The 20,869-nt window shown below is 61.6% G+C and carries 18 protein-coding genes; 9 read left to right on the top strand and 9 right to left on the bottom strand.

What is annotated here, in order from left to right:
• Positions 1–29: 29 nt before the first annotated feature.
• The 7 genes from BRAGE_RS0103720 to BRAGE_RS0103690 are packed head-to-tail and all read right to left on the bottom strand — an operon-like array spanning position 30 to position 7,637.
• Positions 30–1,040 carry an NAD(P)H-dependent flavin oxidoreductase gene (locus BRAGE_RS0103720; protein WP_027564487.1) on the bottom strand — a complete coding sequence of 337 codons (1,011 nt, stop codon included), beginning with the start codon at positions 1,038–1,040 and terminating at the stop codon, positions 30–32.
• Between the two features lie 19 nt (positions 1,041–1,059).
• Positions 1,060–2,247 (bottom strand): acetyl-CoA C-acyltransferase, encoded by a 1,188-nt coding sequence (locus tag BRAGE_RS0103715; protein WP_027564488.1) that lies wholly within the window; start codon positions 2,245–2,247, stop codon positions 1,060–1,062.
• A 13-nt stretch (positions 2,248–2,260) separates the two neighbouring features.
• Positions 2,261–3,391 carry an acyl-CoA dehydrogenase family protein gene (locus BRAGE_RS0103710; RefSeq protein ID WP_027564489.1) on the bottom strand — a complete coding sequence of 377 codons (1,131 nt, stop codon included), beginning with the start codon at positions 3,389–3,391 and terminating at the stop codon, positions 2,261–2,263.
• A 23-nt stretch (positions 3,392–3,414) separates the two neighbouring features.
• Positions 3,415–4,596: an acyl-CoA dehydrogenase family protein gene (locus BRAGE_RS0103705; RefSeq protein WP_028146194.1), complete on the bottom strand. Its 1,182-nt coding sequence runs from the start codon at positions 4,594–4,596 to the stop codon at positions 3,415–3,417.
• Positions 4,597–4,607: 11 nt separating this feature from the next.
• Positions 4,608–5,345 (bottom strand): SDR family oxidoreductase, encoded by a 738-nt coding sequence (locus BRAGE_RS0103700; protein ID WP_027564491.1) that lies wholly within the window; start codon positions 5,343–5,345, stop codon positions 4,608–4,610.
• Between the two features lie 44 nt (positions 5,346–5,389).
• Positions 5,390–6,943, bottom strand: a complete 1,554-nt coding sequence (locus tag BRAGE_RS0103695; RefSeq protein WP_027564492.1) for a class I adenylate-forming enzyme family protein — start codon at positions 6,941–6,943, stop codon at positions 5,390–5,392.
• A gap of 55 nt (positions 6,944–6,998) precedes the next feature.
• Positions 6,999–7,637 (bottom strand): 2-hydroxychromene-2-carboxylate isomerase, encoded by a 639-nt coding sequence (locus tag BRAGE_RS0103690; protein ID WP_027564493.1) that lies wholly within the window; start codon positions 7,635–7,637, stop codon positions 6,999–7,001.
• Between the two features lie 202 nt (positions 7,638–7,839).
• Between BRAGE_RS0103690 and BRAGE_RS0103685 the strand changes: the two genes are divergently transcribed.
• On the top strand, positions 7,840–8,337 hold the full coding sequence (locus BRAGE_RS0103685) for a winged helix-turn-helix transcriptional regulator (protein WP_027564494.1): 498 nt from the start codon (positions 7,840–7,842) through the stop codon (positions 8,335–8,337).
• A 326-nt stretch (positions 8,338–8,663) separates the two neighbouring features.
• Here the strand turns inward: BRAGE_RS0103685 and BRAGE_RS0103680 are convergent, their stop codons facing one another.
• Positions 8,664–9,128, bottom strand: coding sequence for a HEAT repeat domain-containing protein (locus BRAGE_RS0103680; protein ID WP_027564495.1), 465 nt, complete (start codon positions 9,126–9,128; stop codon positions 8,664–8,666).
• Positions 9,129–9,142: 14 nt separating this feature from the next.
• Positions 9,143–10,963, bottom strand: coding sequence for a glycoside hydrolase family 15 protein (locus tag BRAGE_RS0103675; RefSeq protein ID WP_027564496.1), 1,821 nt, complete (start codon positions 10,961–10,963; stop codon positions 9,143–9,145).
• Between the two features lie 327 nt (positions 10,964–11,290).
• Here BRAGE_RS0103675 and BRAGE_RS0103670 point away from each other — a divergent pair, with 327 nt between their 5' ends.
• The 8 genes from BRAGE_RS0103670 (at position 11,291) to tkt (ending at position 20,869) form a co-directional block, all read left to right on the top strand.
• Positions 11,291–11,911, top strand: a complete 621-nt coding sequence (locus BRAGE_RS0103670) for a histidine phosphatase family protein (RefSeq protein WP_027564497.1) — start codon at positions 11,291–11,293, stop codon at positions 11,909–11,911.
• Between the two features lie 92 nt (positions 11,912–12,003).
• Positions 12,004–12,702 carry an HAD family hydrolase gene (locus BRAGE_RS0103665; protein ID WP_035729342.1) on the top strand — a complete coding sequence of 233 codons (699 nt, stop codon included), beginning with the start codon at positions 12,004–12,006 and terminating at the stop codon, positions 12,700–12,702.
• Positions 12,699–13,784, top strand: coding sequence for a transaldolase (tal, locus tag BRAGE_RS0103660; protein WP_027564498.1), 1,086 nt, complete (start codon positions 12,699–12,701; stop codon positions 13,782–13,784). The genes BRAGE_RS0103665 and tal overlap by 4 nt, the downstream gene beginning before the upstream one ends.
• Positions 13,785–13,809: 25 nt before the next feature.
• Positions 13,810–14,529, top strand: a complete 720-nt coding sequence (locus BRAGE_RS47675; protein ID WP_051377669.1) for an ROK family protein — start codon at positions 13,810–13,812, stop codon at positions 14,527–14,529.
• Positions 14,529–16,175: a glucose-6-phosphate isomerase gene (pgi, locus tag BRAGE_RS0103650; protein WP_027564499.1), complete on the top strand. Its 1,647-nt coding sequence runs from the start codon at positions 14,529–14,531 to the stop codon at positions 16,173–16,175. The genes BRAGE_RS47675 and pgi overlap by 1 nt, the downstream gene beginning before the upstream one ends.
• A 75-nt stretch (positions 16,176–16,250) precedes the next feature.
• A complete protein-coding gene (gene gnd / locus BRAGE_RS0103645) occupies positions 16,251–17,270 on the top strand; it encodes a phosphogluconate dehydrogenase (NAD(+)-dependent, decarboxylating) (protein ID WP_027564500.1) in 1,020 nt (339 codons plus the stop codon).
• A gap of 15 nt (positions 17,271–17,285) precedes the next feature.
• On the top strand, positions 17,286–18,659 hold the full coding sequence (gene zwf / locus BRAGE_RS0103640; protein WP_027564501.1) for a glucose-6-phosphate dehydrogenase: 1,374 nt from the start codon (positions 17,286–17,288) through the stop codon (positions 18,657–18,659).
• A 143-nt stretch (positions 18,660–18,802) separates the two neighbouring features.
• The gene (gene tkt, locus BRAGE_RS0103635; protein ID WP_027564502.1) at positions 18,803–20,869 is read left to right on the top strand and encodes a transketolase; all 2,067 of its coding nucleotides are present in this window, start codon (positions 18,803–18,805) and stop codon (positions 20,867–20,869) included.

Genomic DNA, 20,869 nt, shown 5'->3' with positions numbered 1-20,869 from the left:
CGCGACGCCGTCAGCTATCCCGGCCTACGTCAGGCGACCGCACGCGCTCGCTGCGTCTCGACCTCGCCGTCAAGGAAGCCGGTCAACCGCTGGCGGATGATCGCTTCCGCTTCCGCCATGATGCGATCGATCAGCTCCTTGACCGTCGGGATGTCGTGGATCAGCCCGACCACCATGCCGCAGCTCCAGGCCCCGGCATCCATCTGGCCGTCGACCATCACCCTAGGATAGACGCCGGCCACCTGATCGAGGATGTCGTCGATCTTCAGATTTGCGCCCTTCTCGCGCTCGATCTCGAGCAATTCGCTGACGCCCTTGTTCTTCAGCACGCGCTCGGTGTTGCGAAGCGCGCGCATCACGAGGACCGTGTCGAGCTCGGTCGCCTTGACCAGCGCCTGCTTCACGTTGTCGTGGACCGGAGCTTCCTTGGTGGCGACGAATCGCGTGCCCATGTTCATGCCGGAGGCGCCCATTGCGAGCGCACCGACTAGGCTGCGCCCGTCCGCCATGCCGCCGGAAGCCACGAACGGGATCTTGAGCTCATCCGCAGCCCGCGGCAACAGGATCATGTTCGGGATGTCATCCTCGCCGGGATGACCGCCGCATTCGAAGCCGTCGACACTGACGGCGTCGCAGCCGATCTTCTCGGCCTTGAGCGAATGCCGCACCGAAGTGCATTTGTGGATCACCTTGATGCCGGCCGCCTTCAGCGCGGGCATATAGGCCTCCGGGCTGCGGCCTGCGGTCTCGACCGCCTTGATGCCGCCTTCGCGGATCGCGGCGATGTATTCCGGATAGGGCGGGGCCGACAGCGTCGGCAGGAAGGTCAGGTTCACGCCGAACGGCTTGTCGGTCATGTCGCGGCAGCGCGCGATCTCCTTGGCGAGGAGCTCCGGCGTTTTCTGGGTCAGCCCCGTGATGATGCCGAGACCGCCGGCATTCGATACGGCCGCGGCCATCTCGGCGAAGCCGACATAATGCATGCCGCCCTGGATGATCGGATGCTGGATGCCGAACAGTTCGGTGATTGCTGTCTTCACGTGAAAACTCCGTTTCCGATCAATGGACGATTTCGAACAGGCCGGCCGCACCCATGCCGCCGCCGATGCACATGGTCACCACGCCGTATTTCGCCTTGCGCCGCCGGCCCTCGAGCAGGAGGTGGCCGGTCAACCGCGACCCCGTCATGCCATAGGGATGACCGATCGCGATCGAGCCGCCGTTGACGTTGAGCTTGTTCGGATCAATGCCAAGCTTGTCGCGGCAGTAGATCACCTGCACCGCATAGGCCTCGTTGAGCTCCCAGAGATCGATGTCATCGATCTTGAGGTTGTGGCGCTTGAGCAGCCTCGGGATTGCCGCAACCGGGCCGACGCCCATCTCATCCGGCTCGACGCCTGCGGCGACGAAGCCGCGGAAGATGCCGAGTGGCTTCAGGCCCTTCTGCGCCGCGATCTTGTCGCTCATGATCACGCAGGCCGATGCACCATCGGAGAGCTGGCTGGCATTGCCTGCGCTGATGGTCTTGCCTTCGAACACCGGCTTGATCTTGGCGAGGCCTTCCGCGGTCGTGTCCGCACGCGGGCCCTCGTCCTTTGACAAGGTCACCTGCTGATACGTCACTTCCTTGGTGTCCTTGTCGACCACGGCCATCTTGGTCGTGATCGGCACGATCTCGTCGTTGAAGCGGCCGCCCTGAAGCGCGGCACCGACACGGCGCTGGCATTCGAGCGAATATTCGTCCTGCTGATCGCGGCCGATCTTGTAGCGATCGGCGACCACTTCGGCCGTCTCCAGCATCGACATGTACATTTCGGGCTTCATCGCCATCAGCTCGTCGTCGACGGCGTGGAAGCGGTTCATGTGGTCGTTCTGCACCAGGCTGATCGACTCGATGCCGCCGCCGATCGCGATCTCGACACCGTCGAGCATCACAGAACGGGCGGCCACTGCGATCGCCTGCAGGCCAGAGGCACACTGGCGGTCGATCGTGGTGCCGGCCACGGTGACCGGCAGGCCGGCGCGGATCGCACCCTTGCGGGCGACGTTCATCACCATGGTGCCCTGCTGCATGGCGCAGCCCATCACCACGTCCTCGACCTCGCCGGGCGCTATGCCGGCACGCTTCACGGCCTCGGCCATCACGTGGCCTGCCAGGGTCGGACCATCGGTGTTGTTGAGCGCGCCTCGGTAGGCCTTGCCGACGCCGGTGCGCGCGGTGGAAACGATGACTGCTTCAGTCGTCATGTCTGCCTCTCTGCTAGGCGGCCGCATCGAGCTGCGCGTAGCGCAGCAGGTGAAAGGCGGGATCGCCGAACTGGATGTTGATGGAGGAAATCCGCTTGAAATAATGTCCGACGTTCAATTCGTCAGTCATGCCCATGCCGCCATGCAGTTGCACCGCCTGGTCGGCGATGAACTTGCCGGCATAGCCAATCTTCGACTTGGCGCCCGACGCGAGACGCGACACGCCAGCCTCGCCTGCATCAAGGCTGAGCGTGAGATGCTGCATCAATGAAAGCGCTTCCTGATGCGCGATGAACATGTCGACCATCCGATGCTGCAGCACCTGGAAAGAGCCGATTGTCGTGCCGAACTGCTTGCGGGTCTTGGAATAGTCCAGCGTCGCGGCATTCAATTCAGCCAGCGCACCGACCGCCTCGGCGCAGAGCGCGCCGATGGCACGGTCGCGGCAGGCCTCCAGCGCGGCCACACCCTCGCCCTCTTCGCCCAGCAACTGACCGGCAACACCGCGCAGGCTGATCTCGGCCGCGCGTCGGCCGTCGATCGTCCTGAAGCTCTGCAGAGTGAGGTTGGCGGCGCGGCGATCGACCACGAACAGGCTGACGCCGCCGCGATCGCGCTGCTGGCCGGACGTGCGCGCCGAGACGATCAGATAATCCGCCCAGGGCGCGGCGACGACCGCGGTCTTTTGGCCGGTCAGCACATAGCCGTTACCCTCGCGCCGAGCAGTGGTTGTGACGTTGGCGAGATCGAAGCGCGAGTTCTTCTCGGTCCAGGCGAGCGCCCAGGTCGTGGTGCCAGCAATGATGTCCGGAATGAAGCCGTGTTTCTGCTCGGCGGAACCGGTACGCTCGAGCAGACCGCCGGCGAGGACCACCGTCTCGACAAAGGGCTCGACCACGAGATGACGGCCGAACTCCTGCATGATGATCATCGTCGACATTGGACCGCCCCCGAGACCGCCAACTTCCTCGGAGAACGGCGCACCCAGCAGGCCGAGCTCAGCGAAGGCACGCCATTGCTCGCGGCTATACCCCTCCTCGCTCGCGAGGATCCTGCGGCGCGCATCGAAATCGTACTGATCGCGCAGCAGACGCTGAACGCTTGATCGCAGTAGCTCTTGCTCTTCCGTGAACTGGATATCCATCCGATTCCCCTGTCCGTCGATCGCTAGAGGCCGAGCACCGCTTTTGCGATGATGTTGCGTTGGATCTCGTTCGATCCGCCGTAGATGGAGAGCTTGCGCGAGTTGAGATACTTCTCCGATGCGGTGTGGCCGTAGTCCGGTCCCGGCATGTAATGATTGGCACTGGCCGGATGTTCGCGAATGGCCAGCCCGTAATTGCCGATCGCACGATGGGTCAGCTCGGTGATGTCCTGGAAGATCTCGGTGCCACGGATCTTGAACAGCGAGGCCGCCGGCCCCGGATCGATGCCGCGTGCCATTTGGGCGACGACGCGCAGCTCGGTTGCCTCCAGCGCCAGCACGTCGAGCTCGACCCGCGCGATGTCTTTGATGAATTCGAGATGCGCCGGATCGTCTTCCGGAATTTCCGCCTTCACGATCCTCTTCAATTTCTCGATATAGCGCGTCGAGCGGCCGATGCCGGCCATGCTGGTACGTTCATTGCCGAGCAGGAATTTGGCGTAGGTCCAGCCCTTGTTCTCTTCGCCGATCAGGTTCTCGACGGGAACGCGGACGTTTTCGAGGAAGACGTCGTTGACCTCATGGGAGCCATCGATGGTGATGATCGGACGCACGGTGACGCCCGGCGACTTCATGTCGATCAGCAGGAAGGAGATGCCGGACTGCGGCTTTGCCGCCGGATCGGTCCGTACCAGGCAGAAGATCCAGTCGGCGTGCTGCGCCAGCGTGGTCCAGGTCTTGTGGCCGTTGACGATGTAGTGGTCGCCGTCGCGTACCGCCTTGGTGCGGACGGTGGCGAGGTCGGAGCCCGAGCCGGGCTCGGAATAGCCCTGGCACCACCAATCCTCGCCCGAGAGGATGCGGGGAAGAAACTTCTTCTTCTGCGCCTCATTGCCGAACGTATAGATGACGGGACCGACCATGGTGACACTGAACGCCAAAGGCGGCATCGTGCCCGCGCGCGTGGTCTCCTGCTCGAAGATGAAACGGCGGGTGATGGACCAGCCGGCCCCGCCATATTCCTTGGGCCAGAGCGGCGCGATCCAGCCCTTCTTGTGCAGGATGCGATGCCACAGCAGCATCTGCTCCTTGGAAAGGTCGGTCTCCGGATTGGGAACGCGCATCTCGGTCGGATAATTGTCCTTGATGAACGCGCGCACTTCGTCGCGAAACGCCGCATCTTCCGGGGATAGCGCGAGCTCCATGGGGCGCGCTCCTACCACTTCTCGCCGAAGGGACGGATCTCGAGCTCAAACGTCCACGCGCTCTTGGGCTGTTGGTAGAGCTGCCAATAGGACGCCGCCACCGACGCAGGCGGCATTAGCAGGTCTGGATCGTCGAGCGCATTGGAGCCGAGCGCTTCGAGCCGGCGCTGGCGCACCCATTCGGTATCGACGCCAGAGTCAATGATAAGATGCGCGACGTGGATGTTCTTCGGCCCGAGTTCGCGCGCCATCGCCTGTGCGACGGCTCGCAGGCCGAACTTGGCGCTGGCGAAGGCGGCATAGCCGGAACCGCCGCGCAAGCTCGCGGTCGCGCCAGTAAAGAAGATGTTGCCGCCGCCACGCGGCAGCATCAGCCGTGCGGCCTCGCGCCCCGCAAGGAACCCGGAATAGCAGGCCATTTCCCAGACCTTTCGGAACACCCGTTCGGTGGTCTCCAGGATCGGGAAATTGACATTGGCGCCGATGTTGAAGATGCAGACCTCGAGCGGCGCATGCTTGTCCGCGTCATTGAGGAAGGAGATGATCTCCTCCTCCTTGCGCGCGTCGAGCGAGCGGGCGTGGATCTCACCGCCGACCGCCTCGATCTCCTTGACCAGCGGCGCGAGCTTGTCGCCATTGCGGCGGCCAGCGAAGATGGTGAAGCCTTCCGAGGCGAATTTCTTGGCAATCTCGCCGCCGATAAAGTCACCGGCGCCGATGACCGCAACCGTCCTGTTTCTCTTCTGCATGGGACTTCTCCAGCCTTGTGAGATTTTGAGCGATCTCGCGCGCGTCAGTTGCGCAGCGATTCCGCCAGCTTGTGTTTCAGGAGCTTGCCTGTCGACGTGGCCGGCAGCGCGTCCATGAGGATGATCTCGGATGGCCGCTTGTAGGACGTGAGCTCCGGCGCGACATGCGACATCAAATCCTGCGCGGTTGCCGAGGAGCCCTTGAGGAGCTGGACGAACGCCACAATCTCTTCGTTGCCCGGGACCGATCGTCCGACCACGGCGCATTGCACCACGTCTGGATGCGTGCTCAGCACCGCCTCGATCTCGGCCGGATAGACGTTGAAGCCGGAGCGAATGATCATCTCCTTGGTGCGACCAACGATGAACATCGCATCGCCCTCGAAGCGCGCGAGGTCGCCGGTGTTGAACCACCCTTCCGGGTCGATCGCTTTCGCCGTGAGGTCGGGCGCGCGATAGTAACCGCGCATGACGTTCGGCCCACGGACATGCAATTCGCCGATGTCACCGTTCGTCACGATGGCGCCGTCCCGCGCAACGATCCGGGCCTCGATACCCGGCACGAGCACTCCGACCGAATTGTCGCGACGCGGCGCCTCGGGCCGCACGCCGGAAATTCCGGGCGAGCATTCGGTGATGCCAAAGGCGTTGCCGAGCGGCAGACCGAGCTCCTTCTCGACCCTTGCCTTGAGCTCGAGGTCGAGCGGCGCGCCGGCGACGCTCATCAGGCGCAGCGCGCCGCGCTTGAGCTTGGGCAAGCCGGCCGTCTGCTTGTATTCCAGCAGGCGCTGGTAGGTGGCGGGCACGCCGTTCAAGAGCGTGATGCCTTCCTCGGCCAGCGCCTTGGCAAGCGCAGCGGGATTGTATTTGGTGACCAGCCGGGTCACACCACCGACCATCAGCGTCATCGTCAGCAGCGAGATGCCGACGATATGCGAGATCGGCAGCACGCAATACTGCACGTCCTCCGCCGTCATGCTCCGCAAGTTCGCGGTGGTCCTTGCGGAAAACAGCAGGTTCCGATGCGTGAGCATGACCCCCTTCGGCGTTCCGGTCGTACCGGACGTATAGATGAGCACCGCCACCTGACGTGCGCCGTCGGCCTCGACCGGCTCGGCATGCGTGTTCTGGTTCAGGGCAGACACGCCGATGCCGTGGAGCGGACCAACATCCTGCACCGGAGCGTTGTAACGCGTCGCGTGCGAGGCCGCCTCTTCGGAAACCTCCGCCGTGAAGAACATGCGACGGGCGCCGCTGTGATCTCTGATCTGATCGAGCTCACGCGGCGACAGCCGCGGGTTGGCCACGATCGCCCAGGCATCGAGGCGACTGGCCGCGAACAGGAGGCAGGCGAGCGCAATCGCGTTTTCGCTCACGATCATCATCCGATCGCCGGCGCGGATGCCGAGCGTGGATAGCGCCTCCGCCGTGGCGCCGACCGCGCGGTCGAGCTCGCGATAGGTCAGCGTGGCATTGTCTTCGATGAGCGCCGTCCGGTCGGGTGTGGTGGCAACATAGGGGTCCATCACCTCATGAATGCGCTGCGGCAACATCTCGGTGATTTCCGCTGCAGCCTGCTGCCAGTTCGCCAATGACACCTCCCGTTGAAAGGCCCTTTGCGGGCTCGACTCGTTCCGGATATCCCCCGCCCGGTCAGGCGCTCTTGCGCCGCGCTGCGGCCGATTGCGCCAGGATTTCTTCCTCGACGTCGCGCAGGCTGTCCTTGCCGAAGTAGATCTCGTCACCGACGAAGAACGTCGGCGAGCCGAACGTGCCGCGCGCCACGGCGCGGCTGGTGTTCTCGATCAACCTCTTCTTGACGTCGTCCTGCTGGGCGCGGGCGCTGATGCGATCGATGTCCAGCCCTGATGACAGAAACGCATCGCGGAAGACCTGCGGATCGTCCATCTTCTTGGGCTCGACCCACATGTGGTGATAGGCAGCGCGGAAGTAGGGCTCGAACGCCCCCTCGAACTCCGCGGCAACAGCGCCGCGCATCAGCGCAAGGGTGTTCACCGGGAAGAACGGGTTCACCGTGAACTTCGTGATGTTGTGCCGGCGCAGGAAGCGTTGGGTCTCGAGCGCATTGTATTCCGGCTTGTTCTTGATCCCGCGCAGCGACTCGGCAGGCGACAGGTTGCCGGTCGCCTTGTAGACGCCGCCGAGCAGCACCGGCACGTAGTCGAACTTGACGCCGGTTCGCTGCTCGATGCCGGGCAGCGCGAGCTCGGCGAGGTAAGCGTTGGGACTGCCGAAATCGAAATGAAACTCGACCTTGAGCGGAGCAGCCATGAAACGCCCTTCCCTTACGGCGGTGGTTGTTCGCCACCCGATTGATCGTACTGCACCGATAAGGTTCTATTTTAGAACTGTCAATATGATGTTTATCATACAATACGCATAACGATGCGCGAATAAGGGCATCCCATTGATTTCCTGTTAGTTCTTATTTAGAATTTATTTGTGATGCGCCACGGATTCGCTGGAGACGACAATGAAATGGGATACCCTTGAGGAGGAGCCATGCTCTCTCGCCCGTACCGTGGCGGTGATCGGTGACCGCTGGAGCCTCCTCATCCTGCGCGAATGTTTCTTGCGCATTCGCAGATTTGATGACTTCCAGACGTCGCTCGGAATCACCCGCCATCTGCTCGCCGATCGGCTGAAGAAATTTGTCCGCTTTGGCGTACTGCGCAAGATTCCGTATCAGGAAGCGCCGAAGCGCTACGAGTATATCCTGACGCAAAAGGGTCTCGATCTCTATCCGATCATCATGTCGATTGTGCACTGGGGCAACGTCCACATGGTCGACTCGCGCGGACGACCGCTGCTGCATGAACACAAGAACTGCCACAAGATGTTTGATCCTGTCATGATCTGCTCCGAATGCGGTGAGCCGCTGACGGCGAAGGCAGTCCACGTTCATCCGGGCCCCGGCGCGAGACGGTCTTCGCCGACAAGCAACGGCGTTTCGGCGAAGAACGCTGGTTGACCTCCAACGTCTCAACAGCTCGATCCAGGAAGGCAGGTCCGCCGGAACGTTGTGGACGACTTCAACCAGCCAATACATCCGCAGATGGCCTTGCCGAGGCCGAGCACCTGGCGGCTTGGCGTTTCGCAATTGGCAAACAGGATGGCAGGGTAGCTTAGGGTAGAAATTCTTCGCCGGGCGAGAAATGGCCCCGGAGTAGGTGGTCAAAATGAGCGACCGCTATCGGCGACGAGAGCCTTCGACTTCGGAGAGAGGCTCGGTGACTGACGCCGAGATCGTATTGCTAGAGATCGAACGAATCCGTGCAAGGCGATGCCGCCGGAGGCTCAAGTGCACAAGGACTTCAGCTCCGGCGGCGGGGCGCCCTTCCCCTCGAGCATCCCCAGCGCTAGCGCGGCCTCCACTCGCACGCTCGGATCCTCATCACCCGCTAGCTGTCGGAGGGGGCGGAGGGCTTGTTCGATCCCCGGGAAGGCCGGACCGAGGCGACCGAGGTGCCAGGCCGCCAGGCTGCGGACGAAGGCAAGCTCGTTGCCCAACTCCGCGACGAGGACGGTGATCGACTCTCCACCTGACGGCACCACCCGGGCCAAGGCCGCCGCCGCCCAGACGCGCACGAACGCAACCGGGTCCTGGAGGGTAGCGGCGAGGTCGGACATAGCCTCGGTTGCCGCCGGGCCGATCTCGCCCAGCGCATATGCACCGAGGCGACGCTGGAGTGGATCGCTGCTCGAAAGCTCCCTCACCCAGCCTGGAACGGAAGTCCCTAGATAAGCGATCTGCGCGCTCATGGCCCGCCCCCCACTCAAGGTCCAACGCCTAGCCGGCGGTCCAGGTTGAACGCGGCGCTTATCAAACCGATGTGAGTGAATGCCTGCGGGAAGTTGCCCAGCGCTTCGCCACGCGGACCCGTCTCCTCGGCGTACAGGCCGAGGTGGTTGGCGTAGGTCAGCATCTTCTCGAAGATGAAGCGGGCCTCCTCGGCGCGGCCCGCCCGGGCCAGTGCTTCCACCAGCCAGAACGTACACATATTGAACGTCCCCTCGCTCCCGGTCAGGCCGTCGCCAGCTCCTCTGCCGATCTCGTAGCGGTGCACCAAGCTGTCGGAAACCAGCTCCGCCATGATCCGATCCAGCGTCCCGCGCATGCGTGGGTCGGTCGGCGACAGGAAGAAGACGAGCGGCATGATCAGATTGGACGCATCCACCGCGTCAGTGGCGAAGTGCTGCACGAACGTCTGCCGCTCGGTGTTCCAGCCGTGCGTCATGATGGTCTCGTAGATGCGGTCCCGCTCCGTAGCCAGGCGGGCGCGATCCAGCGGCAGACTCCGCTTCTGCGCAAGGCGGATCGCTCGGTCCAACGCCACCCAGCACTGCACCTTGGAGTACACGAACTGCTGTTGTCCACCGCGCACCTCCCAGATGCCATCGTCGGCTCGGTCCCAGTTGCTCGCCACCCAGTCCAGCATCTTGCGCACGTGACGCCAGGAGTCATAGGCGATCGGCGTCCCGTACTTGTCGTACAGGTAGACCGCATCCATCAGCTCGCCATAGATGTCCAGCTGCAGCTGGTCGGCAGCGGCGTTGCCGACTCGCACGGGACGCGACCCGCGGTAGCCATCGAGGTGGTCGAGGACCTCCTCTGGCAGCTCGCGGCCACCGTCGATGCGATACATAGTCTGCAACGGGTCGCCCCGGGCGCCCTCGACGGCCCGCTGCTCCAACCAGGCCATGAACTGCTCCGCCTCCGACGTCAGCCCCAGACGCAGGAAGGCGTAATTGGTGAAAGCGGCGTCGCGCACCCAAGTATAGCGATAGTCCCAGTTGCGTACCCCGCCGATCTCTTCCGGCAGCCCGCAGGTCGGCGCCGCCACGATCGCGCCGGTCGGCGCGAACGTCAGCAGCTTCAACACCAGCGCCGAGCGGTGGACCATCTCGCGCCAGCGACCTGAATAGTTGCACTTCCTCAGCCACTGCCGCCAAAAGGCCAGGGTCTGCGTCAGGGCCTCCGTGCCGACCAGCCGCGCCTCAAGCAGGACCCCATCATGAACGCTGTCTTGGCAAGTCTCCTCCACCTGGCGGAGGATGAACGTGGTCGTCTCGCCGGGGTTGAGGACGAACTCGGCAGCGACGCCGTCGCCTTGCCGACCAAGCGGGAAGCGGCTGACGAGCGAGACTTTCATGCCGCGTGCCTCGAAGATCGCTCCCCGGCCCTCCAGGACGACCTGGTGGGGCCGGCGGGCGAAGTCGAAGGCCGGCCGGCAGTCGAGGCGGAAGCGGACCGACCCGCGCACCGCCCGCACTACCCGGACGATCTGGTGGATCTTTCTACTCTCGCGCGCGCCTTGGATCGGCATGAAGTCCACGACCTCACCGACGCCCTGGTCGCTAAGAAAGCGCGTCACCAGGACGTTGCTGTCAGGCATGTACATCTGTTTGCACTGCGCCTCGTAGAGGCTGGCGATGCGGAATGAGCCCCCTTTCTGGTCGTCGAGAATTGCCGCGAAGACGCTCGGCGAGTCAAAGTGCGGCAGGCAACACCAGTCGATGGACCCGTCAATGCCAACCAAGGCAACGGTGTGCAGGTCGCCGATGACGCCGTAGGATTCGATCGGCTTGTAGCCCATGATCTCGTCTCCTCCGCTCGGCGCTGATCGAGCCCCAAGATGGGCGTATCGTCAATGCAACCTTTTGGTTCGCAACCTCGCTCATCTCGCCGGCGGCCGGGTCATTTACACCAAGCAACACGTCAACACCGCTGTCGCACACGTGGTCGGCGTGAAATTTCCCACCGCTACAGTGCTTGCCGTTGCTTGGTTGAAGAAGTCGGACTACGCTTTCGATCCCACTAGAGCGCGGCGTGCTGCGAGGCCCGCGAGAGATATCGCTTAACACGAAGTGTTCCGAGTTCGTCGACGCTTTGCACCGAAAGCCTCGACTGAAGGGGCGAGACCATGAACGCCGTCCTTCCGATCATTTGCCTTGCAAGGCATGGCGAGACGGCGTGGAGCCTCTCGGGCCAGCATACTGGCCTCACAGATTTGCCTCTCACCGAGCGCGGCGAACTCAATGCGCAAAGTTTGCGCTCGCGGTTGCTGGGTTTCACTTTCGCAAAAGTGTTCACGAGCCCCTTGAAGCGAGCGGTCCAGACATCGGAGTTGGCCGGCTTCGGCGTCGAAGCGGAACTCGACCGCGATCTGCTGGAATGGAATTACGGCCAATACGAGGGGCGTCGCACAAAGGAGATCCATGAAGAGCGTCCGGGCTGGCAATTGTTTCGCGACGGCTGTCCAGGAGGAGAAACACCGAATCAAGTTGGCGCCCGGGCCGATCGCATTGTGGAGCGCGTTCGCAACGTCCCAGGTAACGTGTTATTGTTTTCGAGCGGACATTTTCTCCGAGTTCTGGCGGCACGCTGGTTAGGCCTCGATGCGGAGGCCGGACGACTCTTCACACTCGACACTGCAAGCCTGAGCATACTCGGGTACGAACACGATCAGTTAGAACCAGCGATCCGGCTGTGGAATGACACCGGGCACGTCGAAGGTCGGTTCGCACGAAGCTTCGCTCACTAAGCGCTAGTCGGAGTAACATAGTCTTGAAATGTCCGTGCGTGTTACGCGCGTACGATGAGCATATCGCAGAGAGTTGCGTAAGGGTAAGGCCGATGAACCAGGTCGTCTTTCTGGTCGATGTCGACAATACGCTCCTCGATAACGACCGCATCCAGGCCGACATCAAGGCCTACCTCGAGCGCCGGTACGGTGCCCCTTGTCGCGATCGGTACTGGGCAATTCTGGAGGAGCTGTTCCAAGAACTGGGGTATCGAGACTATCTCGGTGCACTCCAGCGGTACCGTGTCGAACACCCGCAGGACATGCATCTATTGTCCATGTCGTCATTCCTGGTCGATTACCCGTTCGCCAACCGTTTGTATCCGGGATCCCTGGATGTGCTCGAACGACTACGTCAGTGGGGCCCAACCGTCCTTCTCACCGATGGCGACGTCGTCTTTCAACCCCGCAAGGTTGAGCGCTCGGGACTTTCGGAGGCAGTCAACTCACACGTGCTGATCTACATCCACAAGGAACTCGCGCTCGATGATGTCGAGGCCCGCTATCCGGCGCTGCACTACGTTCTAGTTGATGACAAGCCGCGTATCCTTGCCGCAGTCAAGGAGGCCTGGGGCAACCGCGTCACCACCGTCCTTCCCCGACAAGGACAATATGCACACAACGTGAACGCCCTGGCCTCCTTCGCCACACCCGACGTGACTGTGGACCGGATCGGAGACCTACTCGACTACGATCTGGGTCGCCTGCTTGCGGCCGCCCCACTGTTCGAAGCTGCGAAGGTGAAAAGATGAAGGCAACGCAAAAGCTCCACGAACTCGGACAGAGCGTTTGGCTCGACAACATCACCCGCGAGCTGCTGACCAGCGGCACTTTGAGGCGCTACATCGCCGACTTCTCGCTGACGGGACTCACATCGAACCCGACAATCTTCGACCAAGCGATCAAGAACAGCTCTCACTATGATTCAGCGATCCGCAGCAAGCTCACCGAGGGAAAGTCGGGCGAGACGCTATTCTTCGAGCTCGCCATCGAAGATCTTGTCCAGGCAGCAGACCTGTTCCGCCCGATTTGGGAACGCACCAATGGTGTAGACGGGTGGGTCTCGCTCGAGGTCTCGCCCCTTCTCGCGCATGACACGGCCAGCACAATCGCGGCGGCCAAGGAACTGCATGCGCAAGCGAAACGCCTCAACCTCTTCATCAAGATACCCGGTACACGAGAAGGATTGCCCGCCATCGAAGAAACGATCTTTGCCGGCGTGCCCGTGAATGTGACGCTATTGTTCAGCCGGGAGCACTATCTCGCTGCCGCCGAGGCATATCTGCGCGGCATCGAGCGGCGCATCGCAGCCGGCCTGAATCCAGATGTTGGATCCGTCGCGTCGGTCTTCGTCAGCCGCTGGGATGCCGCCATAGCGAACGAGGTGCCTGCGCAATTGCGCAATCAGCTCGGTATCGCGGTCGCGAAACGAACCTACAAGTCGGCGTGCGAATTGCTCTCCTCAGCCCGTTTGCGGCGCATCTACAACGAGGGTGGACGGCCACAGCGCCTGTTATGGGCGAGCACAGGAACCAAAGACCCGGCAGCGTCCGACGTCTTATATGTCAAAGCGCTGGCCGCGCCGCTCACGGTGAACACCATGCCGGAAGGCACGGTTAAGGCCCTCGCCGATCACGGCGAGATTGGAGAGATGTTGCCCTCCAGTGGCGGCGATTCCGAAGAGGTACTCTCGCAATTCGCGAAGGCCGGCGTCGACATCGAAGCGCTAGCAGCGACATTGCAGGATGAGGGCGCCAAATCGTTTGTCAAATCCTGGAATGAGCTGATGAGTGTCATCTCCGCCAAGACCGAGGTGCTCAAGAAGGCAAGCTAAATTCCAATCGAGACAAAGGTCTTCCATGAACATACTGGTCGTTGACGTGGGCGGCACCCACGTCAAGATCCTTGCCTCCGGCGAAAAAGTTAAACGAGCAATTGACTCCGGGCCGACCCTGACGGCCCGGCAGATGGTATCGAGCGTGAAAAAGCTGGCCGATGGCTGGGAGTATGACCTCGTCTCGATTGGCTATCCGGGCCCGGTCGTGCATGACCGGCCTATGGCGGAACCTCACAATCTGGGAAAGGGCTGGATGGGCTTCAACTTCGCTGCGGCATTCAAACTGCCAACGAAAGTCATCAACGATGCGGCGATGCAGGCGCTCGGCAGCTACCGGAGCGGAAAAATGCTGTTTCTCGGGCTCGGGACGGGACTCGGCTCGGCGATGATCGTCGATGGCATCGTCGAGCCGATGGAGCTAGCGCACCTCGCCTACAAGAAGCGGACCTACGAAGATTATGTCGGCGCCCGCGCGCTGGAGGAATTTGGCAGGAAAGCATGGCGGAAGCACGTCGAAGATGTCGTTGAATCTTTGGTTGCGGCTCTCCAACCCGAGGACGTCGTGTTGGGCGGCGGCAACGCGACGAAGTTGAAAACACTGCCACCATTATGCCGTCTTGGAGATAATGCCAACGCGTTCAAGGGCGGCTTCAGGATGTGGGAAGGTCCGCCGAAGGAAAAGATCACTCGCTCGCGCAAACAGACTGCGCAAGCCGCCATGGCGCGTCAAAAGGAGCGATAATGGCAACTACGACGAAAACGGTCACCGAGCTTCCTGCCTGGAAGGCCTTGTCCGCCCATTTTCAAACGATCGATCGCTTGCATCTGCGCGAGCTCTTTGCTCAAGACCCCAAACGCGGCGAGCGCCTGACGGTCGAAGCAGCCGGACTCTACCTCGACTACTCGAAGAACCGCATTACCGACGAGACGCTGGCTCTGCTATTGGAACTGGCCGAACAGTCTGGGCTCCGCGCTCGGATCGATGCAATGTTCAGAGGCGAGAAGATCAACGTTTCGGAAAAGCGGGCGGTCCTGCATGTCGCGCTCCGCGCGCCGAAGGGGCAATCGATCCCGCTCGATGGCGAGGACGTCGTGCCCGAGGTCCATTCGGTGCTCGACCGCATGGCCGATTTTTCCAATCGCGTACGCGGCGGTGCGTGGCGCGGCCACACCGGAAAGCCAATCCGCAACATCGTCAACATCGGCATCGGCGGCTCCGATCTGGGGCCGGTGATGGCCTACGAGGCGCTCAAGCATTACAGCGATCGCGCCATGACGTTCCGGTTCGTCTCCAACGTGGACGGCACCGATTTTGTGGAAGCGACCCGCGATCTCGATCCTGCGGAGACGCTGTTCATCATCTCTTCCAAGACCTTCACAACCCTCGAGACCATGACCAACGCCGGGAGCGCGCGCAGCTGGTCGCTCGCGGGGCTTGCTGGCGACGAGGAGGCGATCGCGAAGCATTTCGTCGCGGTGTCGACAAATGCGAAGGAAGTGACGAAGTTCGGCATCGACACCGCCAACATGTTCGGCTTCTGGGACTGGGTTGGCGGTCGATACTCCATGGATTCGGCGATCGGACTTTCGACGATGCTCGCCATCGGTCCCGACAACTTTCGCGCCATGCTCGGCGGCTTCCATGAAATTGACGAGCATTTCCGCACCGCGCCGTTCGAGCGAAACCTGCCAGTACTGATGGGGCTGCTTGCCATCTGGAGTAATAATTTCTTCGGCGCCCAGACCGTAGCGGTGCTACCTTACGAGCAGTACCTGAAACGGTTTCCGGCTTATCTCCAGCAGTTGACGATGGAGAGCAACGGCAAGCACGTCACGATCGAGGGTCATCCTCTCAGCTACGACACCGGTCCGATCTATTGGGGTGAACCCGGGACCAACGGTCAACATTCGTTCTACCAACTCATTCACCAGGGCACCCGTCTCATTCCCTGCGACTTCATTGCCTTTCACAAGACACTCAACCGACTTGGACAGCAGCACGACATGTTGCTCGCGAACGTCTTCGCGCAGGGCGAGGCGCTAGCGTTTGGCAAGACACCTGACGAAGTAAGCGCAGAGGGATCGGCCGATTGGCTCGTTCCGCATCGCGTATTCGAGGGAAACCGACCGTCCAATACGATACTGATGGAACAGCTGACACCCGCAGCGCTGGGCAAGCTCATCGCACTGTACGAGCACAACGTCTTCACTCAGGGCGCGATCTGGCAAGTCGATTCATTCGACCAATGGGGCGTCGAACTCGGCAAGGTGCTGGCGCAACGCATCATCCCGGAACTCATCAACGAAGCCGAACCCAAATTCGTCCACGACAGCTCGACCAACGCCTTGATCCGCCGACATCGCAGGTTCAGGGACAAGTTGCACTAGACACTGATCTCGGCACGCCAGGTTGCCAGCGCACGGGGAGATAATAACGCCGCAGCATAAAAACAGGAGCCACTCATGCAACTCGGAATGATCGGCCTCGGCCGAATGGGCGCCAATATGGTGCGAAGACTTGTCCGGCATGGTCACCAATGTGTCGTCTTCGACATGTCGCCGAACGCCGTTGCGGAACTGGTGAAAGACAACGCCACAGGAAGCTCCTCGCTCTCGGATTTCGTGAAGAAGCTCGAAAAGCCGCGCGCGATCTGGTTGATGGTTCCTGCGGCCGTCGTGGATAAATCGATCCGCGATCTGCTTCCGCTGATTGAAGCCGGCGACACTCTGATCGATGGCGGCAACTCCTACTACATCGATGACATCAGACGTTCCAAGGAACTGGCGCAGAAGGGCATCAATTATGTCGATGTCGGGACCAGCGGCGGTGTGTGGGGTCTTGAACGCGGCTACTGCATGATGATCGGTGGCCCTGACGAGGCGGTGCAGCGGCTGGATCCGGTCTTCAAGACCCTCGCTCCGGGTGTCGGCGAAATCCCGCGCACGCCGGGACGAGAGCACGCCGCCGCCGGCACCTCCGAGCATGGCTACCTCCACTGCGGGCAAAACGGAGCCGGTCATTTCGTCAAGATGGTCCATAACGGTATCGAGTACGGGCTGATGGCGGCGTATGCCGAGGGACTTGGCATCCTGCGCGCCGCGAACATTGGCAAGCAGACGCACGCGGCGGACGCCGAGACAACGCCGCTTCGCGTTCCCGAGCACTACCAGTACGACCTGAATCTGCCCGAAATCGCAGAAGTGTGGCGGCGCGGCAGCGTGGTCGCATCGTGGCTTCTCGACTTGACAGCAACGGCATTGCTGGAAGATTCGGCGCTTGCCAAATTCGCTGGGCGCGTATCCGACTCCGGCGAAGGACGTTGGACCATCGCAGCAGCGATCGACGAGGCAGTGCCCGCCCCGGTGCTGACGACGGCGCTTTATGAACGCTTCAGTTCTCGCGGCGAGGCCGATTTCCAGAACAAGCTGCTTTCGGCGATGCGCTACGAGTTCGGTGGACACCTGGAAAAAGCCAGCCAGTGAGTGACCCAGATGGCCCTGAGCGAACCCAAATCCGACGCATTGGTGTTTTTCGGAGCAACCGGCGATCTCGCCTACAAGAAGATTTTTCCGTCCCTGCAAGCCATGCTGAGGCGGGGCCATCTCGATGTGCCCGTCGTCGGCGTCGCAAAGGCCGGCTGGACACTTGATCAGCTCAAGGCTCGAGTGCGAGATAGCCTCGAAAAGCACGGCGGCCTCGATGCCGCTGCGTTTGACAAGCTAGCCGGTCTTTTACGTTACGTAGACGGCGACTATGCGGACCCCACTACCTTCGACGCCCTTCGCAAGCAGCTCGGTTCGGCGCAGCGGCCGGCACATTATTTGGCGATCCCACCCGCATTGTTTGCAACCGTAGTGGAGCATCTCGACGCTGCCGATTGCACAAACGGCGCGCGTGTCATTGTGGAGAAGCCATTCGGGCATGATCTCGCCTCCGCACGCAATCTCAACAGGATCCTGCTCGCCAGGTTCGACGAAGATCACATCTTCCGCATCGACCACTATCTCGGAAAACGACCTGTTCACAACATGGTCTTCTTTCGCTTCGCAAACGCCTTCCTGGAGTCGTTCTGGGACCGCAAGTTCGTAAGCAGCGTGCAGATCACGATGGCGGAGAATTTCGGAGTGCGGGGTCGCGGCGCCTTCTATGACCAAACCGGCACAATTCGCGACGTTATCCAAAATCATCTGTTTCAGGTGTTGGCGAATCTCGCGATGGAGCCGCCGGCGCGATCGGATAGCGAATCGCTGCGTGACGAGAAAGCCAAGGTTCTAAGGTCGATTCCGCCGATCGCTGAAAACGAATTGGTGCGCGGACAGTTTCGCGGCTACCGGCAGGAGCCGGGCGTTGCTCCGGAGTCGCAGGTGGAGACGTTCGCCGCGCTCCGGCTGGAGATCGACTCCTGGCGCTGGCAGGGAGTGCCATTTTACATCCGAGCCGGAAAATTGCTTCCCGTCACTTGCACGGAGGTGATCGTGCGCCTCCGTGAGGCGCCGCGGATCTTCCCGCATAGCGCCGCGATACCCAATTATTTGCGGTTCCGCGTCAATCCCGACATGGCCATTGCTCTCGGCACGATGGTGATGGACGATGATGATCGCGAGGTCGGAAATCCAGTCGAATTGCTGGCCAGCCGTCGCCCTGGCCCAGAGGAGATGGATGCATATGAACGCGTGCTCGGCGACGCGATGAACGGCGATCGGACGCTGTTTGCACGACAGGACTACGTCGAAGAAGCCTGGCGGATTGTCGACCCGGTCTTGAAGATGACGACACCGGTCTACGAATACCATGCCGGAAGCTGGGGGCCTCACGAAGTGGACAAGAATGTCACGCCGCCGGGCGGTTGGCACAACCCGACGGTCCTGTAACGCAGGGAACGAGGAATTTAGATCGAAGTGCTCCTCGATCCCGGCTCTGTTGGCTGATGGCGGCAACCTATTACTAACGATGCACGCACACCGGTTGGCGCGCGAGCGGCCATGTACTCGACACCCGCGGGAGGGAATCAGCCATGACGGACGCCGAACTCGACCAACTCGCGATCAACACCATCCGCACACTGTCGATTGACGCAGTTCAGGCCGCGAACTCCGGCCATCCGGGCACGCCGATGGCGCTTGCGCCACTTGTCTATACGCTCTGGAATCGAGTCATGCAGTTCGATCCGCAAGATCCGATCTGGCCCGGTCGCGACCGCTTCGTGCTGTCGAACGGCCACGCGTCGATGCTGCTGTGGTCCGTGCTTTACCTTACCCGCACGCAGGCCGTGAATGCCGAGTACGAGACGTTGGGAAGGCCTGCTGTTACCCTCGACGATATCCGCCGCTTTCGCCAGCTTGGGAGTCACGCGCCAGGACATCCTGAATACCATCTGGTATCCGGCGTCGAGACCACCACCGGCCCGCTCGGACAAGGTATCGCGACCAGCGTCGGTATGGCGATCGCTCAGCGCTGGCTCGCTGTGCGGTACAACAAGCCGGACTTTGCCATCTTCGACTACGACATTTACAGCGTATGCGGCGACGGCTGCCTGATGGAAGGCATCGGCTCCGAGGCGGCATCGCTGGCCGGCCACCTCGGCCTCGATAACCTGTGCTGGATCTACGACAACAATCATATCACGATAGAAGGCAGCACCCGGCTAGCCTTCACGGAAGATGTAGCCGTCCGTTTCACCGGCTACGGCTGGAACATCCTGTACGTTAGTGATGCCAACGATATCGCGGGCATCGAACGGGCCTTGACGACGTTCCGGGATACGAAAGGCCGACCGACGCTGGTGATACTCAGTAGTCACATCGGATATGGCTCCCCACACCGCCACGATACTGCTGCGGCACATGGCGAGCCGCTCGGTGTTGAAGAAGTCGAGCTCACCAAGCGCGCCTACGGTTGGCCGGAAAACTCGGATTTCCTCGTGCCAGACGGCGTTCGCGAACATTTTGCCGCCGGCGTTGGCGTGCGAGGCGCTGAGGCTCGTCGTAGATGGGAGGACCTATTCGCTGGTTACCGTGCGAAGTATGCGGCGCTGGCAACCGAGATCGACCAGATGCAACAACGCATACTTCCGGAAGGTTGGGACCGCAACCTGCCGATATTCCAAGCGGATTCGAAGGGCGTCGCGGGTCGTGAAGCTTCGGGAAAGGTCCTGAACGTTCTGGCGCAGAACGTTCCCTGGTTAATCGGCGGTTCGGCCGATCTGGGTCCATCGACCAAGACGCTTTTGACCTATGAAGGCGCAGGAGATGTTCAGGCCGCCACACCGGGTGGCAAGAATTTGCATTTCGGCATCCGCGAGCATGCGATGGCAGCAATCCTGAACGGTCTCGCACTGTCGAAACTGCGGCCGTTCGGCGCGACATTCCTGATCTTCAGCGATTACGCTCGGCCCGCGATGCGACTCGCTGCGCTGATGGAATTACCGGTGGTGTTTGTTTTTACCCATGATGCTATGGGCGATGGCGAAGATGGCCCAACGCACCAGCCGATCGAGCAGCTCGCCTCAATGCGAGCAATGCCAGGTCTGACGCTGTTCCGGCCGGGTGATGCCAACGAAGTGGTCGAGGCCTATCGCTACGTCATGCAGCTTCGTCATCGGCCAGCCCTGTTGGCGCTGTCTCGCCAACCGTTACCGGTCCTCGATCGCAGCAAATATGCATCGGCATCCGGGGTGGCGCGAGGCGCCTACGTGCTTGCCGACCCCCCTCAGGGCAAGCCGGACATCATCTTGATTGCCACCGGCAGCGAGTTGAGTCTCGCGGCCGACGCTCATGAGAGACTTAGCTTGGATGGCATCCGCTCGCGCGTGGTCTCGATGCCGTCCTGGGATGTCTTCGAACGCGAGACCCAGGAATACCGCGATGACGTCTTGCCACCTGAGATCACGGCCCGCGTTGCGATCGAGCAGGCGTCCACATTCGGCTGGGAGCGGTACGTGGGGAGAACTGGCCGAATCATTGGCATGCACACATTTGGCGCTTCCGCTCCGTTGAAGGCGTTGCAGCAGGAGTTCGGATTCACCGTCGATCATATCGTCGCGACGGCTAAGGCGCTGTTGCAACCCTCGAAAGCCGCATAG

The organism is Bradyrhizobium genosp. SA-4 str. CB756 (assembly GCF_000473125.1).
In the GTDB taxonomy this organism is placed as follows: Bacteria; Pseudomonadota; Alphaproteobacteria; order Rhizobiales; family Xanthobacteraceae; genus Bradyrhizobium; species Bradyrhizobium arachidis.
The sequence above is the reverse complement of the archived record's forward strand: the minus strand, read 5'-3'. Positions and strand labels throughout refer to the sequence as shown.

Bases quoted from the DNA above. Each gene is read 5' to 3' on its own strand.
- BRAGE_RS0103665 (WP_035729342.1), top strand. From the start codon at position 12,004: ATGAACCAGGTCGTCTTTCTGGTCGATGTCGACAATACGCTCCTCGAT.
- gnd (WP_027564500.1), top strand. From the start codon at position 16,251: ATGCAACTCGGAATGATCGGCCTCGGCCGAATGGGCGCCAATATGGTG.
- tal (WP_027564498.1), top strand. From the start codon at position 12,699: ATGAAGGCAACGCAAAAGCTCCACGAACTCGGACAGAGCGTTTGGCTC.
- BRAGE_RS0103670 (WP_027564497.1), top strand. From the start codon at position 11,291: ATGAACGCCGTCCTTCCGATCATTTGCCTTGCAAGGCATGGCGAGACG.
- BRAGE_RS0103705 (WP_028146194.1), bottom strand. From the start codon at position 4,596: ATGGAGCTCGCGCTATCCCCGGAAGATGCGGCGTTTCGCGACGAAGTG.
- pgi (WP_027564499.1), top strand. From the start codon at position 14,529: ATGGCAACTACGACGAAAACGGTCACCGAGCTTCCTGCCTGGAAGGCC.
- BRAGE_RS0103700 (WP_027564491.1), bottom strand. From the start codon at position 5,345: ATGCAGAAGAGAAACAGGACGGTTGCGGTCATCGGCGCCGGTGACTTT.
- BRAGE_RS0103680 (WP_027564495.1), bottom strand. From the start codon at position 9,128: ATGAGCGCGCAGATCGCTTATCTAGGGACTTCCGTTCCAGGCTGGGTG.
- BRAGE_RS0103710 (WP_027564489.1), bottom strand. From the start codon at position 3,391: ATGGATATCCAGTTCACGGAAGAGCAAGAGCTACTGCGATCAAGCGTT.
- BRAGE_RS0103675 (WP_027564496.1), bottom strand. From the start codon at position 10,963: ATGGGCTACAAGCCGATCGAATCCTACGGCGTCATCGGCGACCTGCAC.
- BRAGE_RS0103715 (WP_027564488.1), bottom strand. From the start codon at position 2,247: ATGACGACTGAAGCAGTCATCGTTTCCACCGCGCGCACCGGCGTCGGC.
- BRAGE_RS47675 (WP_051377669.1), top strand. From the start codon at position 13,810: ATGAACATACTGGTCGTTGACGTGGGCGGCACCCACGTCAAGATCCTT.
- BRAGE_RS0103685 (WP_027564494.1), top strand. From the start codon at position 7,840: ATGAAATGGGATACCCTTGAGGAGGAGCCATGCTCTCTCGCCCGTACC.
- BRAGE_RS0103690 (WP_027564493.1), bottom strand. From the start codon at position 7,637: ATGGCTGCTCCGCTCAAGGTCGAGTTTCATTTCGATTTCGGCAGTCCC.
- tkt (WP_027564502.1), top strand. From the start codon at position 18,803: ATGACGGACGCCGAACTCGACCAACTCGCGATCAACACCATCCGCACA.